At 42.0% G+C, this 18,153-nt stretch carries 15 protein-coding genes; 8 read left to right on the top strand and 7 right to left on the bottom strand.

Features of this window, described 5'->3' with window-relative positions; genetic code table 11:
- Nucleotides 1-127: 127 nt before the first annotated feature.
- From M1K46_RS21040 to M1K46_RS21050, 3 genes are all read right to left on the bottom strand, one after another.
- Nucleotides 128-841: a haloacid dehalogenase type II gene (locus M1K46_RS21040; protein WP_053358148.1), complete on the bottom strand. Its 714-nt coding sequence runs from the start codon at nt 839-841 to the stop codon at nt 128-130.
- A 75-nt stretch (nt 842-916) separates the two neighbouring features.
- A complete protein-coding gene (locus M1K46_RS21045; protein WP_256227566.1) occupies nt 917-2,599 on the bottom strand; it encodes a thiamine pyrophosphate-dependent enzyme in 1,683 nt (560 codons plus the stop codon).
- Nucleotides 2,596-3,288, bottom strand: a complete 693-nt coding sequence (locus M1K46_RS21050) for a GntR family transcriptional regulator (RefSeq protein ID WP_231689238.1) — start codon at nt 3,286-3,288, stop codon at nt 2,596-2,598. The genes M1K46_RS21045 and M1K46_RS21050 overlap by 4 nt, the downstream gene beginning before the upstream one ends.
- Before the next feature lie 726 nt (nt 3,289-4,014).
- On the opposite strand from M1K46_RS21050, the gene M1K46_RS21055 reads away from it, so the two are divergent.
- The 4 genes from M1K46_RS21055 (at nt 4,015) to M1K46_RS21070 (ending at nt 9,064) form a co-directional block, all read left to right on the top strand.
- Nucleotides 4,015-5,238 (top strand): MFS transporter, encoded by a 1,224-nt coding sequence (locus tag M1K46_RS21055; RefSeq protein WP_256227567.1) that lies wholly within the window; start codon nt 4,015-4,017, stop codon nt 5,236-5,238.
- A gap of 391 nt (nt 5,239-5,629) precedes the next feature.
- A complete protein-coding gene (locus tag M1K46_RS21060; RefSeq protein ID WP_256227568.1) occupies nt 5,630-6,337 on the top strand; it encodes a FadR/GntR family transcriptional regulator in 708 nt (235 codons plus the stop codon).
- Between the two features lie 32 nt (nt 6,338-6,369).
- A complete protein-coding gene (locus M1K46_RS21065) occupies nt 6,370-7,770 on the top strand; it encodes an FAD-binding oxidoreductase (RefSeq protein ID WP_256227608.1) in 1,401 nt (466 codons plus the stop codon).
- Between the two features lies 1 nt (nt 7,771).
- The gene (locus M1K46_RS21070) at nt 7,772-9,064 is read left to right on the top strand and encodes a (Fe-S)-binding protein (RefSeq protein ID WP_053358152.1); all 1,293 of its coding nucleotides are present in this window, start codon (nt 7,772-7,774) and stop codon (nt 9,062-9,064) included.
- A 146-nt stretch (nt 9,065-9,210) separates the two neighbouring features.
- On the opposite strand, the gene M1K46_RS21075 is transcribed toward M1K46_RS21070, so the two are convergent.
- The 4 genes from M1K46_RS21075 to M1K46_RS21090 all read right to left on the bottom strand — a co-directional run bounded on the left by M1K46_RS21075 (nt 9,211) and on the right by M1K46_RS21090 (nt 13,644).
- Nucleotides 9,211-10,545, bottom strand: coding sequence for a hypothetical protein (locus tag M1K46_RS21075; RefSeq protein ID WP_256227569.1), 1,335 nt, complete (start codon nt 10,543-10,545; stop codon nt 9,211-9,213).
- A gap of 258 nt (nt 10,546-10,803) precedes the next feature.
- Nucleotides 10,804-11,229 carry a Rieske (2Fe-2S) protein gene (locus tag M1K46_RS21080; protein WP_256227570.1) on the bottom strand — a complete coding sequence of 142 codons (426 nt, stop codon included), beginning with the start codon at nt 11,227-11,229 and terminating at the stop codon, nt 10,804-10,806.
- A 36-nt stretch (nt 11,230-11,265) separates the two neighbouring features.
- Nucleotides 11,266-12,336: an amidohydrolase family protein gene (locus M1K46_RS21085; RefSeq protein ID WP_256227571.1), complete on the bottom strand. Its 1,071-nt coding sequence runs from the start codon at nt 12,334-12,336 to the stop codon at nt 11,266-11,268.
- A gap of 327 nt (nt 12,337-12,663) precedes the next feature.
- The gene (locus M1K46_RS21090; RefSeq protein WP_256227572.1) at nt 12,664-13,644 is read right to left on the bottom strand and encodes a 2-hydroxyacid dehydrogenase; all 981 of its coding nucleotides are present in this window, start codon (nt 13,642-13,644) and stop codon (nt 12,664-12,666) included.
- Between the two features lie 613 nt (nt 13,645-14,257).
- On the opposite strand from M1K46_RS21090, the gene M1K46_RS21095 reads away from it, so the two are divergent.
- From M1K46_RS21095 to M1K46_RS21110, 4 genes are read left to right on the top strand one after another with little or no spacing between them, the layout of a single operon-like run.
- Entirely contained in the window at nt 14,258-14,980 is a 723-nt protein-coding gene (locus M1K46_RS21095) for a GntR family transcriptional regulator (RefSeq protein ID WP_256227573.1), read from the top strand.
- 43 nt (nt 14,981-15,023) lie between these two features.
- Nucleotides 15,024-15,668, top strand: coding sequence for an ECF transporter S component (locus M1K46_RS21100; protein ID WP_053358163.1), 645 nt, complete (start codon nt 15,024-15,026; stop codon nt 15,666-15,668).
- Nucleotides 15,646-17,385 (top strand): ABC transporter ATP-binding protein, encoded by a 1,740-nt coding sequence (locus M1K46_RS21105; RefSeq protein WP_256227574.1) that lies wholly within the window; start codon nt 15,646-15,648, stop codon nt 17,383-17,385. The genes M1K46_RS21100 and M1K46_RS21105 overlap by 23 nt, the downstream gene beginning before the upstream one ends.
- Entirely contained in the window at nt 17,382-18,152 is a 771-nt protein-coding gene (locus tag M1K46_RS21110) for an energy-coupling factor transporter transmembrane component T family protein (protein WP_256227575.1), read from the top strand. Before M1K46_RS21105 ends, M1K46_RS21110 begins: the two co-directional genes overlap by 4 nt.
- The last annotated feature ends 1 nt before the right edge of the window (nt 18,153 follow it).

Below are 18,153 nucleotides of genomic sequence, written 5' to 3' on the forward strand. Positions count from 1 at the left end.
GTCCTGCATTTTTCCAGCCCAGCATATCCGAACGATTAATAGATACTGGCTAAACAACAATCGAGGAACCATTATTGGTTCCTCGATTGTTGTTTTGTAAAAGAATGCGTACAGTAATTTCATTGATTCAAGCACCTAATTGTTGGGCTAAATCAATGAAATCTCTTGCTACCACATCATAGTTTTCTTCAGGCATTAGATTAGGGATTGCCTCACATCCATACTCCAATGGTCGAAAAACATAAGCTGTTTTCATCCCTAGCTTTTTGGCTGCCTGTAAGTCATGTTGATGCGCCGCAACCATCATGACTTCATTGGGTTGAAGATCAAGAAAGTCGATCGCCATGTGGTAAACGTTTGGATCGGGTTTGTAACTTTTGATCATTTCAGGGGACAAGATCAAATCCCAAGGTAGTCCACTATGTTTTGCCATATTGGTGAGTAAAGATACATTCCCGTTTGATAGTGGACTGATTATGAATTTTTGTTTCAAGCGTTGAAGACCTGGGACGGCATCACCCCATGGCTCCAAACGATGCCAGACTCGATTGAGGTGAATAATTTCTTCCTCTGTTAGATGGTTGATCTCAAATTCATCAAGAAGCTTTCGTAATACCATCAAATGCAATGAATCCAAATTCATCCACGAAAGCTCGCCGCTTAGAATACGATCCAAGTTGGGACGATAAGCCCCTCGCCAGGCATCAGCAAACTTCGGCGAATTCAGCTCAAGGCCTTTCATCTCATTCAATTTTTCGCCTTCTTTAATGATCGATGATCGATAGTCTACAACCGTTCCAAACACGTCAAAGGTAAGTGCTTTAATCCCGTTAGTTTTCATGTCATCATCACCATCCTTTTTTATGAATAGGATCCATACATTAACAAGAAGTATAGAGATATTTCACTCTATTACCTACGCTTTTAATAACTGCACCTTTGCTTTTCGTAAATCCTCTATTGTAGCGGAAACTGAAATTTGTTCCGGGCTTATCGCCACTTCAATAATGGAAGGTTTACCTGATTGGAGTGCTCGAGTAAACGCTGCCTCAAATTCTTCGTTAGAATCGATGTACTCACCATGGCCACCAAACAATTTAGCCAATTGGGCGTAGTCAGGATTTGTGAGCAACGTCCCGGAAATTCGCTCAGGATACTCGCGTTCTTGGTGCATCCGAATGGTGCCGTACATATTGTTATTATAGACTAACGCGATAACAGGAACCTTATAACGAACGGCTGTTTCAAATTCTTGCATGGTCATCATAAAACCGCCATCACCGGATAAGGAAACCACAACACGATCGGGATGTGCTAATTTAGCTCCAACTGCAGCGGGAAAACCATAACCCATGGCACCATTTGTCGGGCCAATATATGTTCCAGGTTGTTCAAACTGGTAAAATTGGTGTAACCAGCCACAAAAGTTTCCTGCATCGTTTGTTATAATGGCATCTGCAGGCGTTAGACGCTGAAGATCGGCTAGGAGTTTCTTCATATTTAATTTGCCACTTTGATCTAATTCGACATGAATCCATTGATCGTACAAACGGCGACGCTCGGAAATCCAATCCAGACGTTCTTGTTTAGTTTCTGGTTGATATTGGTTAGAAGCTTCAACTAACGCATTTAGTGCTTCTCCTGCATCTGCTACAATACCAAGAGCTGGATTATATACTTTGCCGATACTATTTGGGTCAATATCAATATGAATCATCGTTTGCTCCGTTGAAAATAACGAGTACCCTTGTGTCACAATTTCTGAAAAACGCATCCCCACTGCCACAATCAGATCAGCAGTTTTCACTGTTTCTAATATATTCTTAGGCGTACCCAGTCCAATATGGCCTAAATACTGCGAATGGTGGTTTGGAAATACATCATGGCGGCGGAAAGACGATAAAACAGGTAAAGCCATGGATTCCGCAAATTGAATCAATGGTTCGTGTGCGCCGCTACGAACTACACCGCCACCAGCAATCATAATAGGATGCTTGGCCTCAGAAATGAGAGAAAGTGCCCGAGCCACTTCATCTTTGCCTGGAGCTGGCTTTGGAATAGTGATGACTTGGCCAATGTCCATTTCCACTTCTGCATCGATGACATCCACTGGCAATCCGACCACAACCGGACCCGGTCTACCGCTTTTAGCAATCCGGAAAGCCCGTTGAACTAGCTCAGGAATTCGATGGGTGTCCGTAATTTCAATGGTCCACTTTGAAATCGGTGCAAAAAAGTTTTCTTGATTGACCTCCTGGAACCCTTCCCGTGTCCGAAAATGACTATGTACTTGTCCTAAAAACACCACCATAGGGGTTGAATCTTGCATGGCGGTATGGACACCGATAGAGAGGTTGGCTCCACCTACACCTCGTGTAGCCATACAAACGCCGGGCTTATTGGTTGCCTTCGCATATCCTTCTGCCATAAAACTGGCCCCGCCTTCATGGCGAGCGGAAATCAGGTTCATTTCCTCCGTTTCATAGATGGCATCTAATACACTTAAATAGCTTTCACCGGGCACACAAAAAACATGATCAACGCCTTCTCTACGAATACATTCAACAACCGCTTGAGCACCAGTCATTTTCTTTTTCATGTTTCGTTCACTCCTTGTTTGTTCTCTTTACAAAACGAGAGGGTACGTCGTATATGGTTACGCATCGCTTCTTCAGCACCATCAGGATCGTTTAAAGCTATTTTTGTAAATATTAAATGATGCTCTTCATAGGCACGGTCTAGTTCATTGACATTAGCTAACGCATGCTTTCTTACAACATTAGCAAAAGCCTTGAGGGAAGTTACCTGTTTTTCGATATAATCATTTTTGGCTGCCTTTATAATGTATTGATGGAATGCTTCATTACTTTTGCTTAATCCATCGCTGTTTTTATCCACCGTATAAACTTCCATTTGTTCTATGATGGTTCCCAGCTGTTTTTTTTGCTCCTCTGTAATCTTGGACGCGGCAAGCCGTGCAGCTACTCCCTCAAGCGAGGATCTCGCTAACGTGATCTCTTCCACCGACTTCATAATTTGGGTGGAAACAAAGGTGCCTCTTCTTGGACGTGTATAGACCAACCCTTCCAATTCCAGCCTGCGAAGCGCTTCTTTTATAGGGGTTGTACTAACGCCCAATTGTTCCGATAACGCCCGTTCTTTTAACTGCATTTTCGGGGTAAGTTGTTCCGACAAAATGCCTTTTTTAAGCGTTTCATAAACAACGTCTCTCACGGAACGGGTTTGTTTTTGTATCGTTTCATTCATCATGAAATTGTCAGCTTCCATGTTTATCTATCTCCCTTTTAAAGTCATTCAACATTCTAAATCCTTACCCTTACCTACGTTGCGAATTTCATGAAAAACTGACTCAGTCTGGAGGATAGTGAAAGTCTTTTAATTTTAAATAACGGTGTTAAACTCTCTTCTTACTTAAATTTTGCCTGTTTAGTTGTTTTCACCCCTTATCAAGAAATTTGAAGTCTGATATATCAGACTTTTTATTATAATGGTAAACTTAGTAAAGTTACGATGTCAACTAAATATTTTATATTTTTAAAATTTTCTGAACATGTTTGAGTAAGTTACCAAACAAAAAAGAGTTTACGAATGAACGATCTCACCCCAAAAGGCTATAAACAGTCTTAAAGGTCATGATTATCACCATCGAATACATCAGGCATACTAAGAGATACACAACGTCTCCACTACAACCGTTTGAAAAAACCTAGCTTCCGCTCCTTGTAATACTTTTATTTGTACAGTGGAATGAAATTACATAACTAAAACACATGAAAATCATGCAAATAATAGATTTGACAATTTGTTTTGGTAATCTTTATGATTAACCTTGAAAATCATTTTTTAGAAGTTAGGTAGAAATAATCCTTTTTTATTAAGACTGAAGGATATTTTTTCGCCAATGAATTTTTTTAGCAGTGGTCATTATTCTTTGAGAGGAACACTTATGATGAACTATGGAAATCGATTCAGAAAACGGCGGGTGATGAAATCATGAGTTCTATCAAACAGGGGACATCCGCGTTTCGCAAGACCAATCTCGCTTTATTTACGGGTGGCTGTATCACGTTTGCCAACTTATACTGCTTACAGACACTTCTTCCCGAGTTTACGAGGGAGTTCCACATCTCCCCAACTTTGGCTAGCCTTTCGATGTCGCTAACGACCATCGCCTTGGCAATCAGTATGTTGCTCGCAGGCTCCTTTTCCGAAGTGTGGGGACGCAAGTCAATAATGACATTTTCTATGTTCGCCGCATCCATTCTGGCCGTACTAATGGCATTTACCCCCAATTTTCACTTCTTACTAATCGTTAGGATCCTCCTCGGGATCGTTTTAGCAGGATTGCCTTCGATTGCGATGGCTTATCTTGGTGAAGAGATCGAGCCGAGCAGTTTAGGAGTGGCAATGGGCCTGTATATCAGTGGCAATGGGTTAGGAGGTTTGGGTGGTCGTATCATAACCGGAATGTTAACCGACTTCTTCAATTGGCGAATCGCGCTCGCTGGTATTGGAGTGTTGAGTATCGTTGCCAGTTTCATATTTTGGTTAACACTTCCACCATCCAAGAACTTTCATCCACGTAAGCTAGAAGTAGGGAACCTGATGAAATCGATGATTCGCCATCTTAAAGATCCTGGCTTACTTTGTTTATATGGCATTGGCTTTGTGCTGATGGGCAGTAATGTTACCATGTTTAATTACATCGGGTTTCATTTGATGGTACCACCGTATTCTTTAAGTCAAACGTTAATCGGTTGGATTTTTATTGTTTACATTATCGGGACATTCAGCTCGGCCTGGATGGGGCAGATGGCGGACAAATATGACCGGCGCAAAGTTTTGTTGATTTTACTTTTGGTACTATTTCTGGGTGCATGCATCACTTTGAACCATAACCTGTGGATTAAAATTGTCGGAATTGCCATCTTTACCTTTGGTTTTTTTGGTTGTCATTCGATAGCCAGCAGCTGGGTAGGACGTCGTGCCACCCACAACAAAGCGCAAGCCTCGTCGCTCTATCTGTTCTTCTATTATGTCGGATCAAGTGTGGTAGGAACTGCTGGAGGAACGTTTTGGACTACTTTTGGATGGGGAGGCGTGATCAGCATGATCGCGAGTTTCTTAGCAATCGCCATTCTCTTGTCCATTCTCCTGTCTCGCTTACAAGACGAAAAAATGATCGTTACAAAGCTGGTTAAGCACAGAAATAACTGATGACTCCGTTATCTTAAAAGTTACTCACTTCAGACATCCTTTCAGATTAGGATGTCTATTTTGTTAGGAGTAACGTTTCAATCGTATGAAATCCCCCCAAAAAGCAACGCCCCCTACATTCCGATATTTATAGGCAACGATTGTTAAAACCAAGTAGTCAAATATATTTGTTATACATATTTAAAGAAATGGGTTCAATTTTTGTATTTTCAATTTTGTAAAAATATTGTATTTTTCCTCCTTTGTGGTTATAATTAACACAAAGAAAGCCCTTACAAATAAAATGATACTTACGGGAAGATTGAAATTTGTTATACAAATTTAAGAAGGTTGCTAGAGAAATTGATTTCTACTGCGTGCGAGAAGCTAAAAGATTGAATGGAGAAAGAGTATGACCAAAAAAGAACAGATTTCACAAATGATATCTCGTGAATTATTAAAACTGATTGAGACCGGGCAATACCCTCCAGGATCAAAATTGCCAACCGAGATGGAACTGACTGCACGTTTTGGCGTAAGCAGGATCCCTATCCGCGAGGCGTTAAGTGTATTGCGGGCCGCGGGTGTCATTTCCTCCCGTCAAGGAGGAGGGAGCTATGTGGAAGAGGCAGCAGGTTCGGCATTATTGCAGCATATACGGATTGAGAGCGATGACGTGGAAGGTATCAAATATCTATTTGAGATGAGAAAGATTTTGGAACCTGAAGCGGCATATTTTGCGGCACTCAGACGTACGCCTGAACAGCTTACACGAATGAAGCAACTATTGAAACGGTTAGAAAACGAATCGGTTGATGAGGGGAAAAGCGCAATGAAGGCTGACGTCGAATTTCACCGTTCCATTATTTTGGCTACGCACAATCCCATTATGATTCAAATGCTGGAGAGCTTATCCTCCCTTTATGAAAGGGTATTAAAGATTACCCTTCAGCCTAATTTGCGATTAAAACAAAAACGCAAAGCAGTCTACAAAGAACACCAGAATATTCTATTGGCCATTGAAGCGGAAGAACCAGAACTGGCTAAAATCCAGTGTGTTATACATTTGAAAAATGCGGAGAAGAAATTAAGCCTGTTCTTAAAGGATTATCCGATTTAGCCAAAAAGAAAGGGAGGGTTCACATGAAAGTGATGATATCTGCTCATATTGAAGAGATTACAGCCATCGTAAAGACCGGCCGAGTCCTAACGGATGAAAGTGATCGTTTTAGTTATTCATTTGATGGCTCTTTCGGTACATTCCTGCCGGATGCAGTGATTCAGACCAAAAGTGTCGAAGAACTGGCAGCTCTTGTGAAACTAGCTAATCGGGAGAAAATTCCCGTTTATCCACGTGGCCAGTCCACTTGCTTAAGCGGGGGCCCGCTTCCGGTTAAGGGCGGTATGGTATTCGATTTATCAGTAATGAACGAACTGCTTGAAATTAGTGAAGAAGACCTGGTTGCCGTTGTTTCACCTGGTGTTTTAACCGGAAATATTCATAAAGCAGCCGAACAAAAAGGATTACTTTATCCTCCTGATCCAAGCAGTTCACACGTGTCTACCATCGGTGGTAACCTGGCTGAGAACTCTGGCGGACCCCGAGGGTTAAAATATGGGGTGACCAAGGATTATGTGATTGGTTTAGAAATGATTACACCCGAGGGAGAAATCATTAAAACCGGCGGGCGTACGGTGAAAAATGTAACGGGTTACGATTTAACGAAACTGATTGTCGGATCGGAAGGGACGCTTGGCATTATTACAAAAGCGGTACTGCGCCTTCTTCCGAAGCCGCCCGCTTCGGAAACTGTGATGGCTGTATTTGATAGCTTGCTTGACGCTTGCAGTGCGATTTCAAAAATCCTCTCCTCAGGTATTTTGCCGTCCAAAATGGAGTTGATGGATCAGGCGTCGATTGTGGCGGTTGAGCATTATGAACCGCTGGGTCTGCCTGTGGATGCGGGAGCAATTATTTTAATCGAATTAGACGGTCATCCTGCCGCGTTGAAGGATGAGGTTAACCAAACAGCTGCACTATGTAAAATGGTCGGGGCGCGTGAAATACGCATTCCTCAAAACGAAGCCGAGAAAGCGGAAATATGGAAAGCCCGCAAGTTGGTATCTCCAGCCATTGCCCGCATTAAACCAACTAAAATCTCCGAAGACGCTACCGTTCCGCGCAGCAAGATACCACAAATGTGTGCAAGATTACAGAAAATACGGGAAAAGTACAATGTTCATCTTGTGGTATTCGGCCACGCGGGTGATGGCAATCTTCATCCGAACATCATTTGTGATAAAAGTGATAAAGAAGAGATGCGTCGTGTAGAACTGGCGGTGGCCGAAATCTTTTCGGCGGCGATTGAACTTGGCGGAACGTTATCTGGTGAGCACGGTATCGGAACGATGAAAGCCCCCTTTATGGAAATGGAATTGGGAGCGGTTGGCTTGGACATGATGAAACGCATTAAACAAGCGTGGGACCCGAACAACATCATGAACCCGGGCAAAATTTTTCCGGAAACCGGACAGAAATTGGAGTTGAGTTAATATGACCCCGTCTCTTGAACAACTCAAGGAAGAATTTAAGTATGAAAAAACAAACAATTGTGTCCAATGCGGCTATTGTTTGCCTGTATGCCCCACCTATGCCACGATGGGGAAAGAAACACATTCTCCGCGGGGCCGGATTAATCTTGTGAAAATGGTCGGCGAAGGAAAAATCACCGATTTATCAGTGCTTGAAGAGCCATTTGATTTGTGTCTTGGGTGCCGTGCTTGCGAGACGGCTTGCCCAACGGGTGTTGAATATGGTTCCATTCTCGAAGCAACACGGGCAGCGCTGGTCAAACGAAAAAAATTATCCATCCCTGTTCGCCTGCTGCGTAAGACCATGTTTCGAAATGTATTCCCAAGTAAACGCATTGGAAATGCCTTTTGGCTCTATAAAAAAAGCGGTCTGCAAAAAGTGGCTCACAGGTCTGGAATCATGAAGAAATTGCCGTACCATCTAGGTGATTTCGAAGCTATATCACCTCCAGCAGTTTCGCCTGCGGAACGGTATCGGACGCCTACCCAAGTCAAAGGAAAAGGAGTTACGAAATATACCGTTGCGTTTTTTACGGGATGTATTATGGATGCGATGTTTCAGCGTATTAATCAATTGTCGATTCGGCTGCTCGCAGAAGCGGGTTGTGATGTGGTGGTCGTACCAAAACAGACATGCTGCGGCGCACTGCATGCGCACTCTGGGGAATTAGATGAAGCAAAGCGTCTTGCCAAGCAAAACATCACCGCATTTGAACAAGCAGAAGCCGATTTCATTGTGAATAATGCCGGAGGATGCGGTGCTTTGATGCATGAATATGGCCACCTATTGGCAGATGAAAAAGAGTGGGCTACCAGAGCGTCCGCATTCTCTGCAAAATCAATGGATATCAGTCAGGTACTTGCGGCATGCGGGGACGTTCCCAATCTGCAGTCGCGTGAGGGAGAACGGGTGACGTACCAGCGTTCCTGTCATATGACCCATGTCCAAAAAGTCACAAAAGAACCGGTGCAGCTGCTGTTAAGCGTGCCCGGAATCGAGTTTGTAGAGATGGAAGAAGCGAATATGTGCTGTGGTTCAGCGGGCATTTATAATATTGTTCACTATGATGAATCCATGGACATTCTTGATAAGAAGATGAAGGATGCGAAAGACACCAGGGCTTCCGTCATTATTACCACCAACCCTGGATGCCTGCTACAAATGAAACTCGGCATTGAACGCGAAAATCTTTCTGGTTCAGTACGGGCCTTGCATCTAATTGAGTATTTATCGGAAGTAGCCGGGATTTCATAAAAATGTTGTTCCATTAAAAAAGCCGATCTTTCCTTAACAGGGGAATAATCGGCCTTTTTATGTTGGAATACAGATTCTAACATGGCTAAAACCATTGAAGAAGTTGTTTTGCAACTACTGGACACTCATTCTTTGTTTACTAAACTTCACGAAATAAAGTAATTAATGATCGTTAAGAAGGTGGTGCTAAACAGCATGAATCCAAACGCATAGCCTGCGTTCATAAATAAACCGATCCGGACCGGTTTAACATTCACCAACCGGCTTATTATCATATTAACAGCGGAAAAGGGAGAAATCATGGATGCGAGGGACCATGAAATTAGGATTACCATTGCATAAATGACCGGTTGAATTCCAAGCTGTTGCCAGTGGACAGAAGCAGTAAAAAGCGTAATGGTCACCAAATGATGAATGCCAAAAAATGCAATAAACACGACAAAGAAAATAAAGAGAAAAATAAACAGCCAAATATAACCGAGGGATACACTCGACCAGGCGGGTAATTGTACCTTCCAATTGAGCCATATAAGAGTATGAGAGAAGAAACCAACCGAAATAAATAATAAAGCTTCTACGCGTATAGTTGGTAAATCTCGCTGAACAAAATGACGGAGTCCACGTAAAAACTCTTTGACGGTTCCCTGCATCAATGACCAAGAAGTGGAATAGAAGATGCTTAGGAGACAGATGATGGCAATGGTGTTTATGGGCGTTATATACTCTATGAGCAACAAACTGCCTATTAATAAACCGTAAAAAGATAATAATTGTATTATTTTATGGTTAAATGGGGTTCTGTTATATGCAGGCAAATCTTGTTGCTGTTTCAATTTGGTTAGCCCGGGCATAATGGTAGCAAGAAAAATAATACAACATAGTGTTAAGCCAAGTAAAATAACCGATCCTGGATTCCCTTTACTATAGGAAACGGCTACCGAAAAAGCAGCAAAGTAAGGGGTCCAACAAACTGCCAAGTTAAATGAACGATTCAAGTATGCAGCATATTTGTTTGGGTTCTCATTCATTCGGCTATCTTTAAATTGGTCTACGAGCCGTATAGAGCCTAAATTTAAAAAAGAACTTAGAAAAAAATTAACCGCAGAAAGGGCATAAATAAAGGATCTCTTGTTTTTTAACGTTAATAAATTCCTAATTTCCTCTAAGTATTTTCCTTGATCAATAGGTATTTTAAGAAGCGGTATACAAACAAACAAAGCAATAAAAATAGTATTCGAGTTTAAGTGGTCAACCGCATCTGAATAAGGAATATGATAGATCCAGGTTAAAAAAATACTCAAGATAAAAAAGAAACTATAAACGATCCTAGGTAATCCATTTGTACAAAACATGAGAATGACAAACATAAAAAGAATGCTAACCCCTAACATGATTTTAATAAAATAAAGATCAAATAGGGATAATACAATACTTAACACAGCGATAATCAAAAGGAAGCAACTATGTAGTTTACTTACCATCATTCCAACTCCCTCAATTTAAACAAACGCATGAAGAAAAAAACAAGGAATGCCATACTTAAACAACCATGGATTCCCTGACCGTCGCTGCTCTTTCTAAAAACAGCCCTTGATAAACAATTTTACCTGCTCCAAATGAGGATTGGCTTCTTCTGGAAGATTGATGGTAACCGGAATTTTTTATTCCTTGAGGAAAACCTGTTTGTTTTTTTTCCATTCTTAAGAAATAAATAATACGGGCACCGTGAACTTGAATAGTTATGCATGTACGATAATAGAGTTCTTGTGTATCGTAACAGGATACGTTTCTAACTGAGAAAGGGCCATTTCCGATTCCAATACCCCTACGGTTACTTTATACGTTTTTACCAAGCATCCATTTGGATCAAATATGGATTTCCCCGTTTTAATATCAAATTCCCAACCATGCCAAGGACAACGAAGAATTTCACCCTTCTTAATAAACTCAACCTCACCCCAATTTCCTGTTTCTTTTTCTCGACAAACCGTCATGCCTCCAACACTCCCTGAACACACCGGTGCTCCTTGATGGGGGCAAACGTTCCGCAATGCATAAAACTCCCCATTCACATTGAACACGGAAATCGAACGTCCTTCTACTTCGACCATTTTGCTCTGGCCTACGCCAACTTCGTCAATGGACGCCACAACATGTGCACTCATTTATCATCTCACCCTTCACCCACCGAATTTTATTTGTTAATCCAGGTTATACAATTCCCTTGCATTCTCGAAAAAAATACGCCTTTTTAAGTCCTCCGGTAATTTAGGAAAGGACCTGGTCGGAGAATCGAAATCCCAATGCGGATAGTCTGATGAAAACATAAGAATATTTTTAGCGTCCATCATTTCAAACATCTGCAAGAGATGCTCTCTATTATCCGGGTTTTCTAGTGGTTGAGATGTGATTCGTACGTGTTCAAGAATATATTCACTCGGCCGTTTTTTAACCCATGGAACTTCTTCCCTCAACGGTTTCCACTCCGCATCTAAACGCCAGAGAAGGGGAGGCAACCAAGCGGATCCGCCTTCCACGAGCACGAGTTTTAAACCTGGAAAACGTTCAAATACCCCTTCAGTAATAAAGCTGATGAGATGGGCTTGAAATGAGAGCATTAAGCCGGTGTGCCATTCTATGTAAGTAGTAGGGTATCCAGGTGTCATTATTTCATTAGGACCGACACCTTCGGTTCCGGGGTGAAGGGCGATGGGAAATCCATTGCGTTCACATGCCTCGTATATCGGGTAATATTGTCTTTGTCCAAAAGGTGCGCGAGCTCCGGAATCCATCATCACTTGTACCATGTGGGGGTGTCCTGCCCAACGATCAATCTCTTTAGCCGCAGCTTGGGGATCTTGGTGTGCAACTGTGATCGACCCTTTGCAACGGCCATCTTCGTTGTTGTTATCCAACCAGACATCTGCCAGCCAATCATTAAAAGCGGATGCCACCACCGTGGCAAAATCCGGACTCGGGTATTTTGTCGCAAACGCGCGAGGTAATAATATGGCATAGTTTATCCCATATTCATCCAGTAACTGTTCACGCATATATGATGGATCAGAACATGGATATCCACCGTGGGGTGTTACTGAATCTAATCGGTTTACATGTATGGGATTATCATATATGCCCCTTTTCCCATTCCCATTAAATCGGCTCCGCCAGGGTTCTGACATATACGATTTTATGACATTATAATCGCTAGGATGTGGATGTACATCACAGTCAATAATTCCCTTTAATTTTTTCTCCTTCTGTTTATCCATAAAGCACACCTCCTGAATTTTGCAAAATAAATGACGTACTCATGCCTAGTTGACGGTATTCGTTATGAAAATAATTGAAATTTGAAGTCTGATATTTCAGGTTTTATGTTTTCATCATAATTTTGGAAATAGGATAAGTCAACAGAACATTCAGTATTTTTAAAATTATTCTTGTAGTGTAATGTTTATTTTGTAAGCAGGAGAAAGGGAAAAATCCTAAGGTCAACTTTCTATTGAAGAATAAATATGTTTAATTCCAGTGATAGGAAGTGGATGAAATGCTCTAAAATAAAGTATTTATCTTTAGGATTAAACTCTTTACGCGTGTTATTTTGATATGACACTTTCATTTACTAGAGTTTTGGGAATGTCGCCCAATAAAGCTGCCAGTAAATTCTCAGCGGCCAACTGGGCCATCTGCATTCGGGTGTGAAAACTTGCGCTTCCAATATGCGGGAGAGTTACGACATTAGACAAGGTAAGTAACGGATGATCAATTGCAACTGGTTCTTGCTCGAAGACATCGAGTCCAGCCGCCCAAATTTCTTTTTTTTTCAGAGCATCATACAATGCTGCCTCATCGACTATGCCTCCGCGAGCGGTATTAATCAGCACTGCGGTATTTTTCATAAGAGACAGTTCCTTCCGTCCGATGAGGTGGCGGGTTTCTGAGGTGAAGGGTGTCAAGATACAGACAAAATCTGATTCCTTCAAAAGCGTTTCCATGTCTGTATATTGGATACCTTTCTTTTCTTCTGCTTCTAGTTTGCGACTGCGATTGTGATAAAGAACATGCATCTCAAATCCTTTGGCGCGTTGAGCCACTAATTCTCCAATCTGACCTAATCCGATAATTCCAAGTGTTGAGCCATATACGTCCTGTCCCGTGAGAAGCATAGGAGACCAGGTTTTCCATTCACCTTTGCGAAGAAAATCGGATGATTCCACCAATCGGCGAGCTGTGGCCATTAATAACGCAAACGTTAAATCAGCCGTGGTTTGCGCTAAAACTCCAGGTGTATTGGTGACCATGATTCCCCGTTGGGAAGCTGTCTTGATATCAATATTGTTATAGCCCACTGCCATATTGCTTATCACTTTGAGTCTAGGGGATTTATCAAGCAAGTCACGGTCAATGTTTTCAGTCAAAAGGCAGTATAATCCATCGCTTTCAGCCAACTCCTTTTCCAGTACGTGTCTAGGGACAGGAATGTCTTCTTCTTCCCACATTCTCACATTACAGACTTCAGCTATCTGTTTTACCACTTCTTTGGGAATTTTCCTCGTTATATATACTTTAGGTTTCATTTTTTTAGCTCCTTTTCATCCATTATGAGATAGATTTTCAGCATGTTCAAAGAGAGTTTCATTGTTGGATCGGATAAGTCTAATTTTGTTCATGGGGTGAACCGTCCTTAGTAATCATAATGAAAACGCCGCCACTTCGACATAATCTTCTATACGCGTTCCACATCTCCTTTAAGCAATCAATGAAAAGTATTGATTGAGGCGTATTCATTACAACGGGAAATTGGAGAACCACAAATTGCTAGATACCTAATGTCTAATCATATAAAACATGTTTTTATGAAGAACCCCATAATGGGGTTCAAGCGTAACCGTTGAGGCCTATATACTGGAAAAACTCATTAAAAAAGAACAGATTATATATAATTTAAACGTTTGTTTAACCGTTTGATTGCTTAGGTTTAGAGTGTTTGTGAAATTTAGATGTAAGGAGGATAATTTCAAGTTATTGAAATGTCTATCAATAGAAAAGGAGGCTTTTTTCTTTGGATACAAATCTAAATTTCAGACTTTTTAAAAAAACTTGTTGTAATTGAAAGAAAATTGTGAATATAATAGAGGTAGGACGACCATCGTGGTACGTTGTCTGAATTTATTATAAGTGGTGAAAAAAATGAAGTTGGCTAACAGAAGTTTGTACCTGCAAGCACGAGACATGATTATGGAATTGATTAACGACAACTTTGAACCGATGCAGCAAATTCCATCCGAACAAAAGCTATCCAATCAATTGGGGGTGAGCAGAAATACAATCCGGGAAGCCATCAAGACGCTTGAACAGGAAGGTTTTTTGTTCAGCAGACATGGAGTTGGAACCTTTGTGATCGGATCCAACAAAAGTTTAAAGACCAATATTACGACGCTGGAAAGCTCCACAAACATCATCCAGTCTCACGGTTATGAGCCTGGAACCATCAACGTTATTTCCTATAAAAAAAATACGCCTGCCGAAGTCGGGAAGATGCTTTCCATCGAAGGGGAGGAGGATGTTTATTACATTGAACGTGTAAGAACAGCGGATGGGGAGCCTGTCGTATATGTGGAAGATTACATTCCCTATTATCCTGGCATGGAGGATGAATACGAGGAAAAATATTATGAATCTCTTTTAAATTTCATGGAGCAGTTCAACCTGAATGTGTCTTTTGCGGTTTGTACGCTAAAGGCAGTCATCAGTGATGAAAAGATAGAATCGAAGCTTCACCTTAAAGAGAAAAGTGCATTGCTTCTCTTAAAGCAAACCCATTACTCAACCAATGGCGTACCTATTCTTTATTCTGACAGTTATTACTTAAGTGAAAAGTTTGAGTTTAACGTTATCCGAAAGAGAGTGTAAAAGGGATATGCAAGATTAAGAGTGAATAGGGAGGGTTTTGAAAATGGAAAGTGCGTTGCAGAATGTCTCGAAAAAGAAGAAGAGATCGACTAAGCTAACAACGGTTGATATTGTGCTGATGGCCATTCTGGCGATTGTTAATGGTGTGGCGATGACATATCTTGCCATGCTGAATCAATTGCTGACCGCATTGGGAGGACCTATTCTTACTTCAATTACACTGGGGCTGTATAGTATTTCAGGTGTTCTTGCGGCCTATATCATACGCAAACCAGGTGCTGCTTTTTTTACCCTCACTTTATCCGGAGTCGTTCAAATCATATCAGGCAATCCGAATGGCCTGATTGCCATTACACCCGCAATGACGGACGGGCTGGGGGTAGAGCTTGCGTTTATGATGTTCCGCTACAAAAAGTGGAACTGGACCAGCACCGCATTATCCGGACTGTTTGCGGTGCCCATTTGGTTCATTATCGCCTCATTCTGGTTTGGTTATTACAAGTGGGGGATGGGCGTTCTGCTCGTGGCCTTTGTCATCCGCTGTTTGAGCGGAGTGGTTCTGGCAGGCTGGTTAAGCAAAATCATCGGTGACATTCTTGTAAGGACCGATATCCTTAAGGGATTCAATATTGCCAAACAGCGCAAGAAGGAAGAGGGGAGTCTGGATGGAACCAATCATACAGCTTAAAAATGTTACCTACGTGTATGAAGATGAAACTGAGCCGGTATTAAGGGACATTTCACTTGATATTTACGAAGGGGAATTTGTATTGATTGTGGGTCCGAGCGGATGTGGGAAGAGTACCCTTTGCCAGACATTCAACGGGATTATACCGAATGTGCTGGAGGGGGAAATAGGAGGATCCATCACTGTCGACAAAAAGGATGTCCTTCAATTGGAGCTGAAAGATCTGTCCACAAGCATGGGGCTAGTCTTTCAAGACCCGGATGCCCAGCTCTGCAATATTTATGTAGAGGATGAGGTAGCATTTGCTCCCGAGAATTTAAAGGTGGATCCTGAGGAAATACACCGGAGAATCAAAGACTCTCTGCAAAAAGTCGGCATGTCAGGCTTTGAAGACCGGAAAGTGTTTGAATTGTCGGGTGGCCAAAAGCAAAAAGTCGGAATTGCTTCGGTTCTGTCCATGAAACCCAAGATCCTGGTACTGGACAATGCGACAGCCAACCTTGATCCTCAAGCGACAAAAGATATTTTTGACCTGCTTCAGCTGCTTCACCAAACCTATGGGCACACCATTATTGTTGTTGAAAACAAGATTGACGATATTATGCATCTGGTGGACAGGGTGGTGGTTATGGATCAGGGAAAAATCATTCACAATACCACCCCTCGCGACATTTTGGAACACTCCATGGATGAGCTGGTAGGCATGGGAGTCTGGGTTCCGGAAATCTCTGAGCTTGCTCAGCACTTAAAAGCAGAGGGATATCAATTCGGTCAATTTCCCATATCCGTAGAAGAGGCTGTCCATGAATTAGAAGGAAGATGGAGTTTTAGCATGGATAAAGCTTCGGATGTTCTGCCTTCCTCATCTGTACAAGAAGAAGCCATAAGAGTGAAGAATTTGAGCTACCACTACCCTAATGGCACAAGAGCATTGAACAATGTAAATTTCACGATAAAAAAAGGAGACTTTGTCGCCATCCTGGGTACAAATGGATCTGGAAAGACAACACTCGTCAAGCACCTGATGGGAATCATTAAACCTCCCAAAGGCAACGTTTATTTGAAAGGAAAGGACACTTGTAAAAGAAATCTTCTTTCCATGACGGATGATATCGGTTATGTGTTTCAAAATCCGGAGCATCAATTTGTCGCTGATAACGTTTTTGAAGAAACGATCTACAGCTTACGTGTTAAACACCAACTGGACCAACAGGATGAGCTCCCTGAAGAAATTATCAATCAAGGAATTAAAGCATTAAAACAGATTAAGCTTTTTGATCAGAAAGATAAGCATCCATTTATGTTAAGCGGAGGAGAAAAACGGAGGTTAAGTGTGGTGGCGTCTCTTATTCTTGGACAAGACATCGTGATCCTCGATGAACCGACAACCGGACAGGATTATGCAAGCGCTTCCAAATTATTGGAGTTGTGTGCCGAGCTTCAGGAACAGGGCAAAACCGTCATCATGATCACACATGATATCCGCCTGGTCTGCAAGTGGGCGAGCTCAGCGCTCGTCATGCATCAGGGAGAACTCATTTTTGACGGAAGTGTAAAGTCACTTTTCATGCAAGAAGAAGTGCTTGAGAAAGCTTCACTGATCGAACCGCCCATTTCACAATTAACGAAAAAATTGCAGCCCGTATGGCGAAAGGAAGCCATTATTACGATTGATGAATTTTTGGCAGAAAGAGAGAGGGTGAAACAAGTATTATGAGCCTTGCCTTTCAGTATCACCAAAAAAAGTCATTTATGCATGGGATCGACCCCATTACCAAGATTATTTGGATGATGTGCATATCGATTCTGGTCTTTATTTATGAATCGGCAGTTCCACAGCTGCTTCTGTTTGTGGCAGTACTTGGGACAGCTTTGATTCTTGCCAATCTCGGACTGCTTTTTGTCTTACGGGGTATTTGGATTATGCTGCTGTTCAGTATTGGATTTTTTATCCTTCAAGTGCTTCTTGTTCCGGGTGAAACGCTCCTCTATTCGTTGGGACCGGTGAACATTTACAGTGAATCTCTGGATTTTGCGCTTGCTATCACCATTCGTATCCTTACGATTTTTACTTCGTCTCTCGTTTTTGTCGCAACCAGTGACCCAAGGGACATCGTGATCTCCCTGACCCAAAAGCTGAAAGTTCCCTATCGATATGCCTATTCCATCTTTGTTGCTCTCCGGTTTGTTCCGACCCTGGAACAGGAGGCCAAGATTATTGAAGCCGCCCAAACCATTCGGGGGGTAGGCAAGCAAAAGGGGTTAAAGTACAAGATGGAAAACATGAAGAGATTCAGCCTGCCACTGTTGATGGGCGCGGTCCGAAGGGTGCGGGTGACTGCCAACACAATGGAAGCCAAGGGGTATGGCGCCTACAGTGACCGGACCTATATCCGGACAATCCAATACAGCTCCAAAGGAATTGCCTTTCTGTTTGCCTGGGTGGCTTTGACACTTTATTTGCTCGTGATGAAAATACTCTAAA

It is taken from the genome of Fictibacillus sp. WQ 8-8 (genome assembly GCF_024494405.1).
Classification (GTDB): domain Bacteria; phylum Bacillota; class Bacilli; order Bacillales; family Fictibacillaceae; genus Fictibacillus_C; species Fictibacillus_C marinisediminis.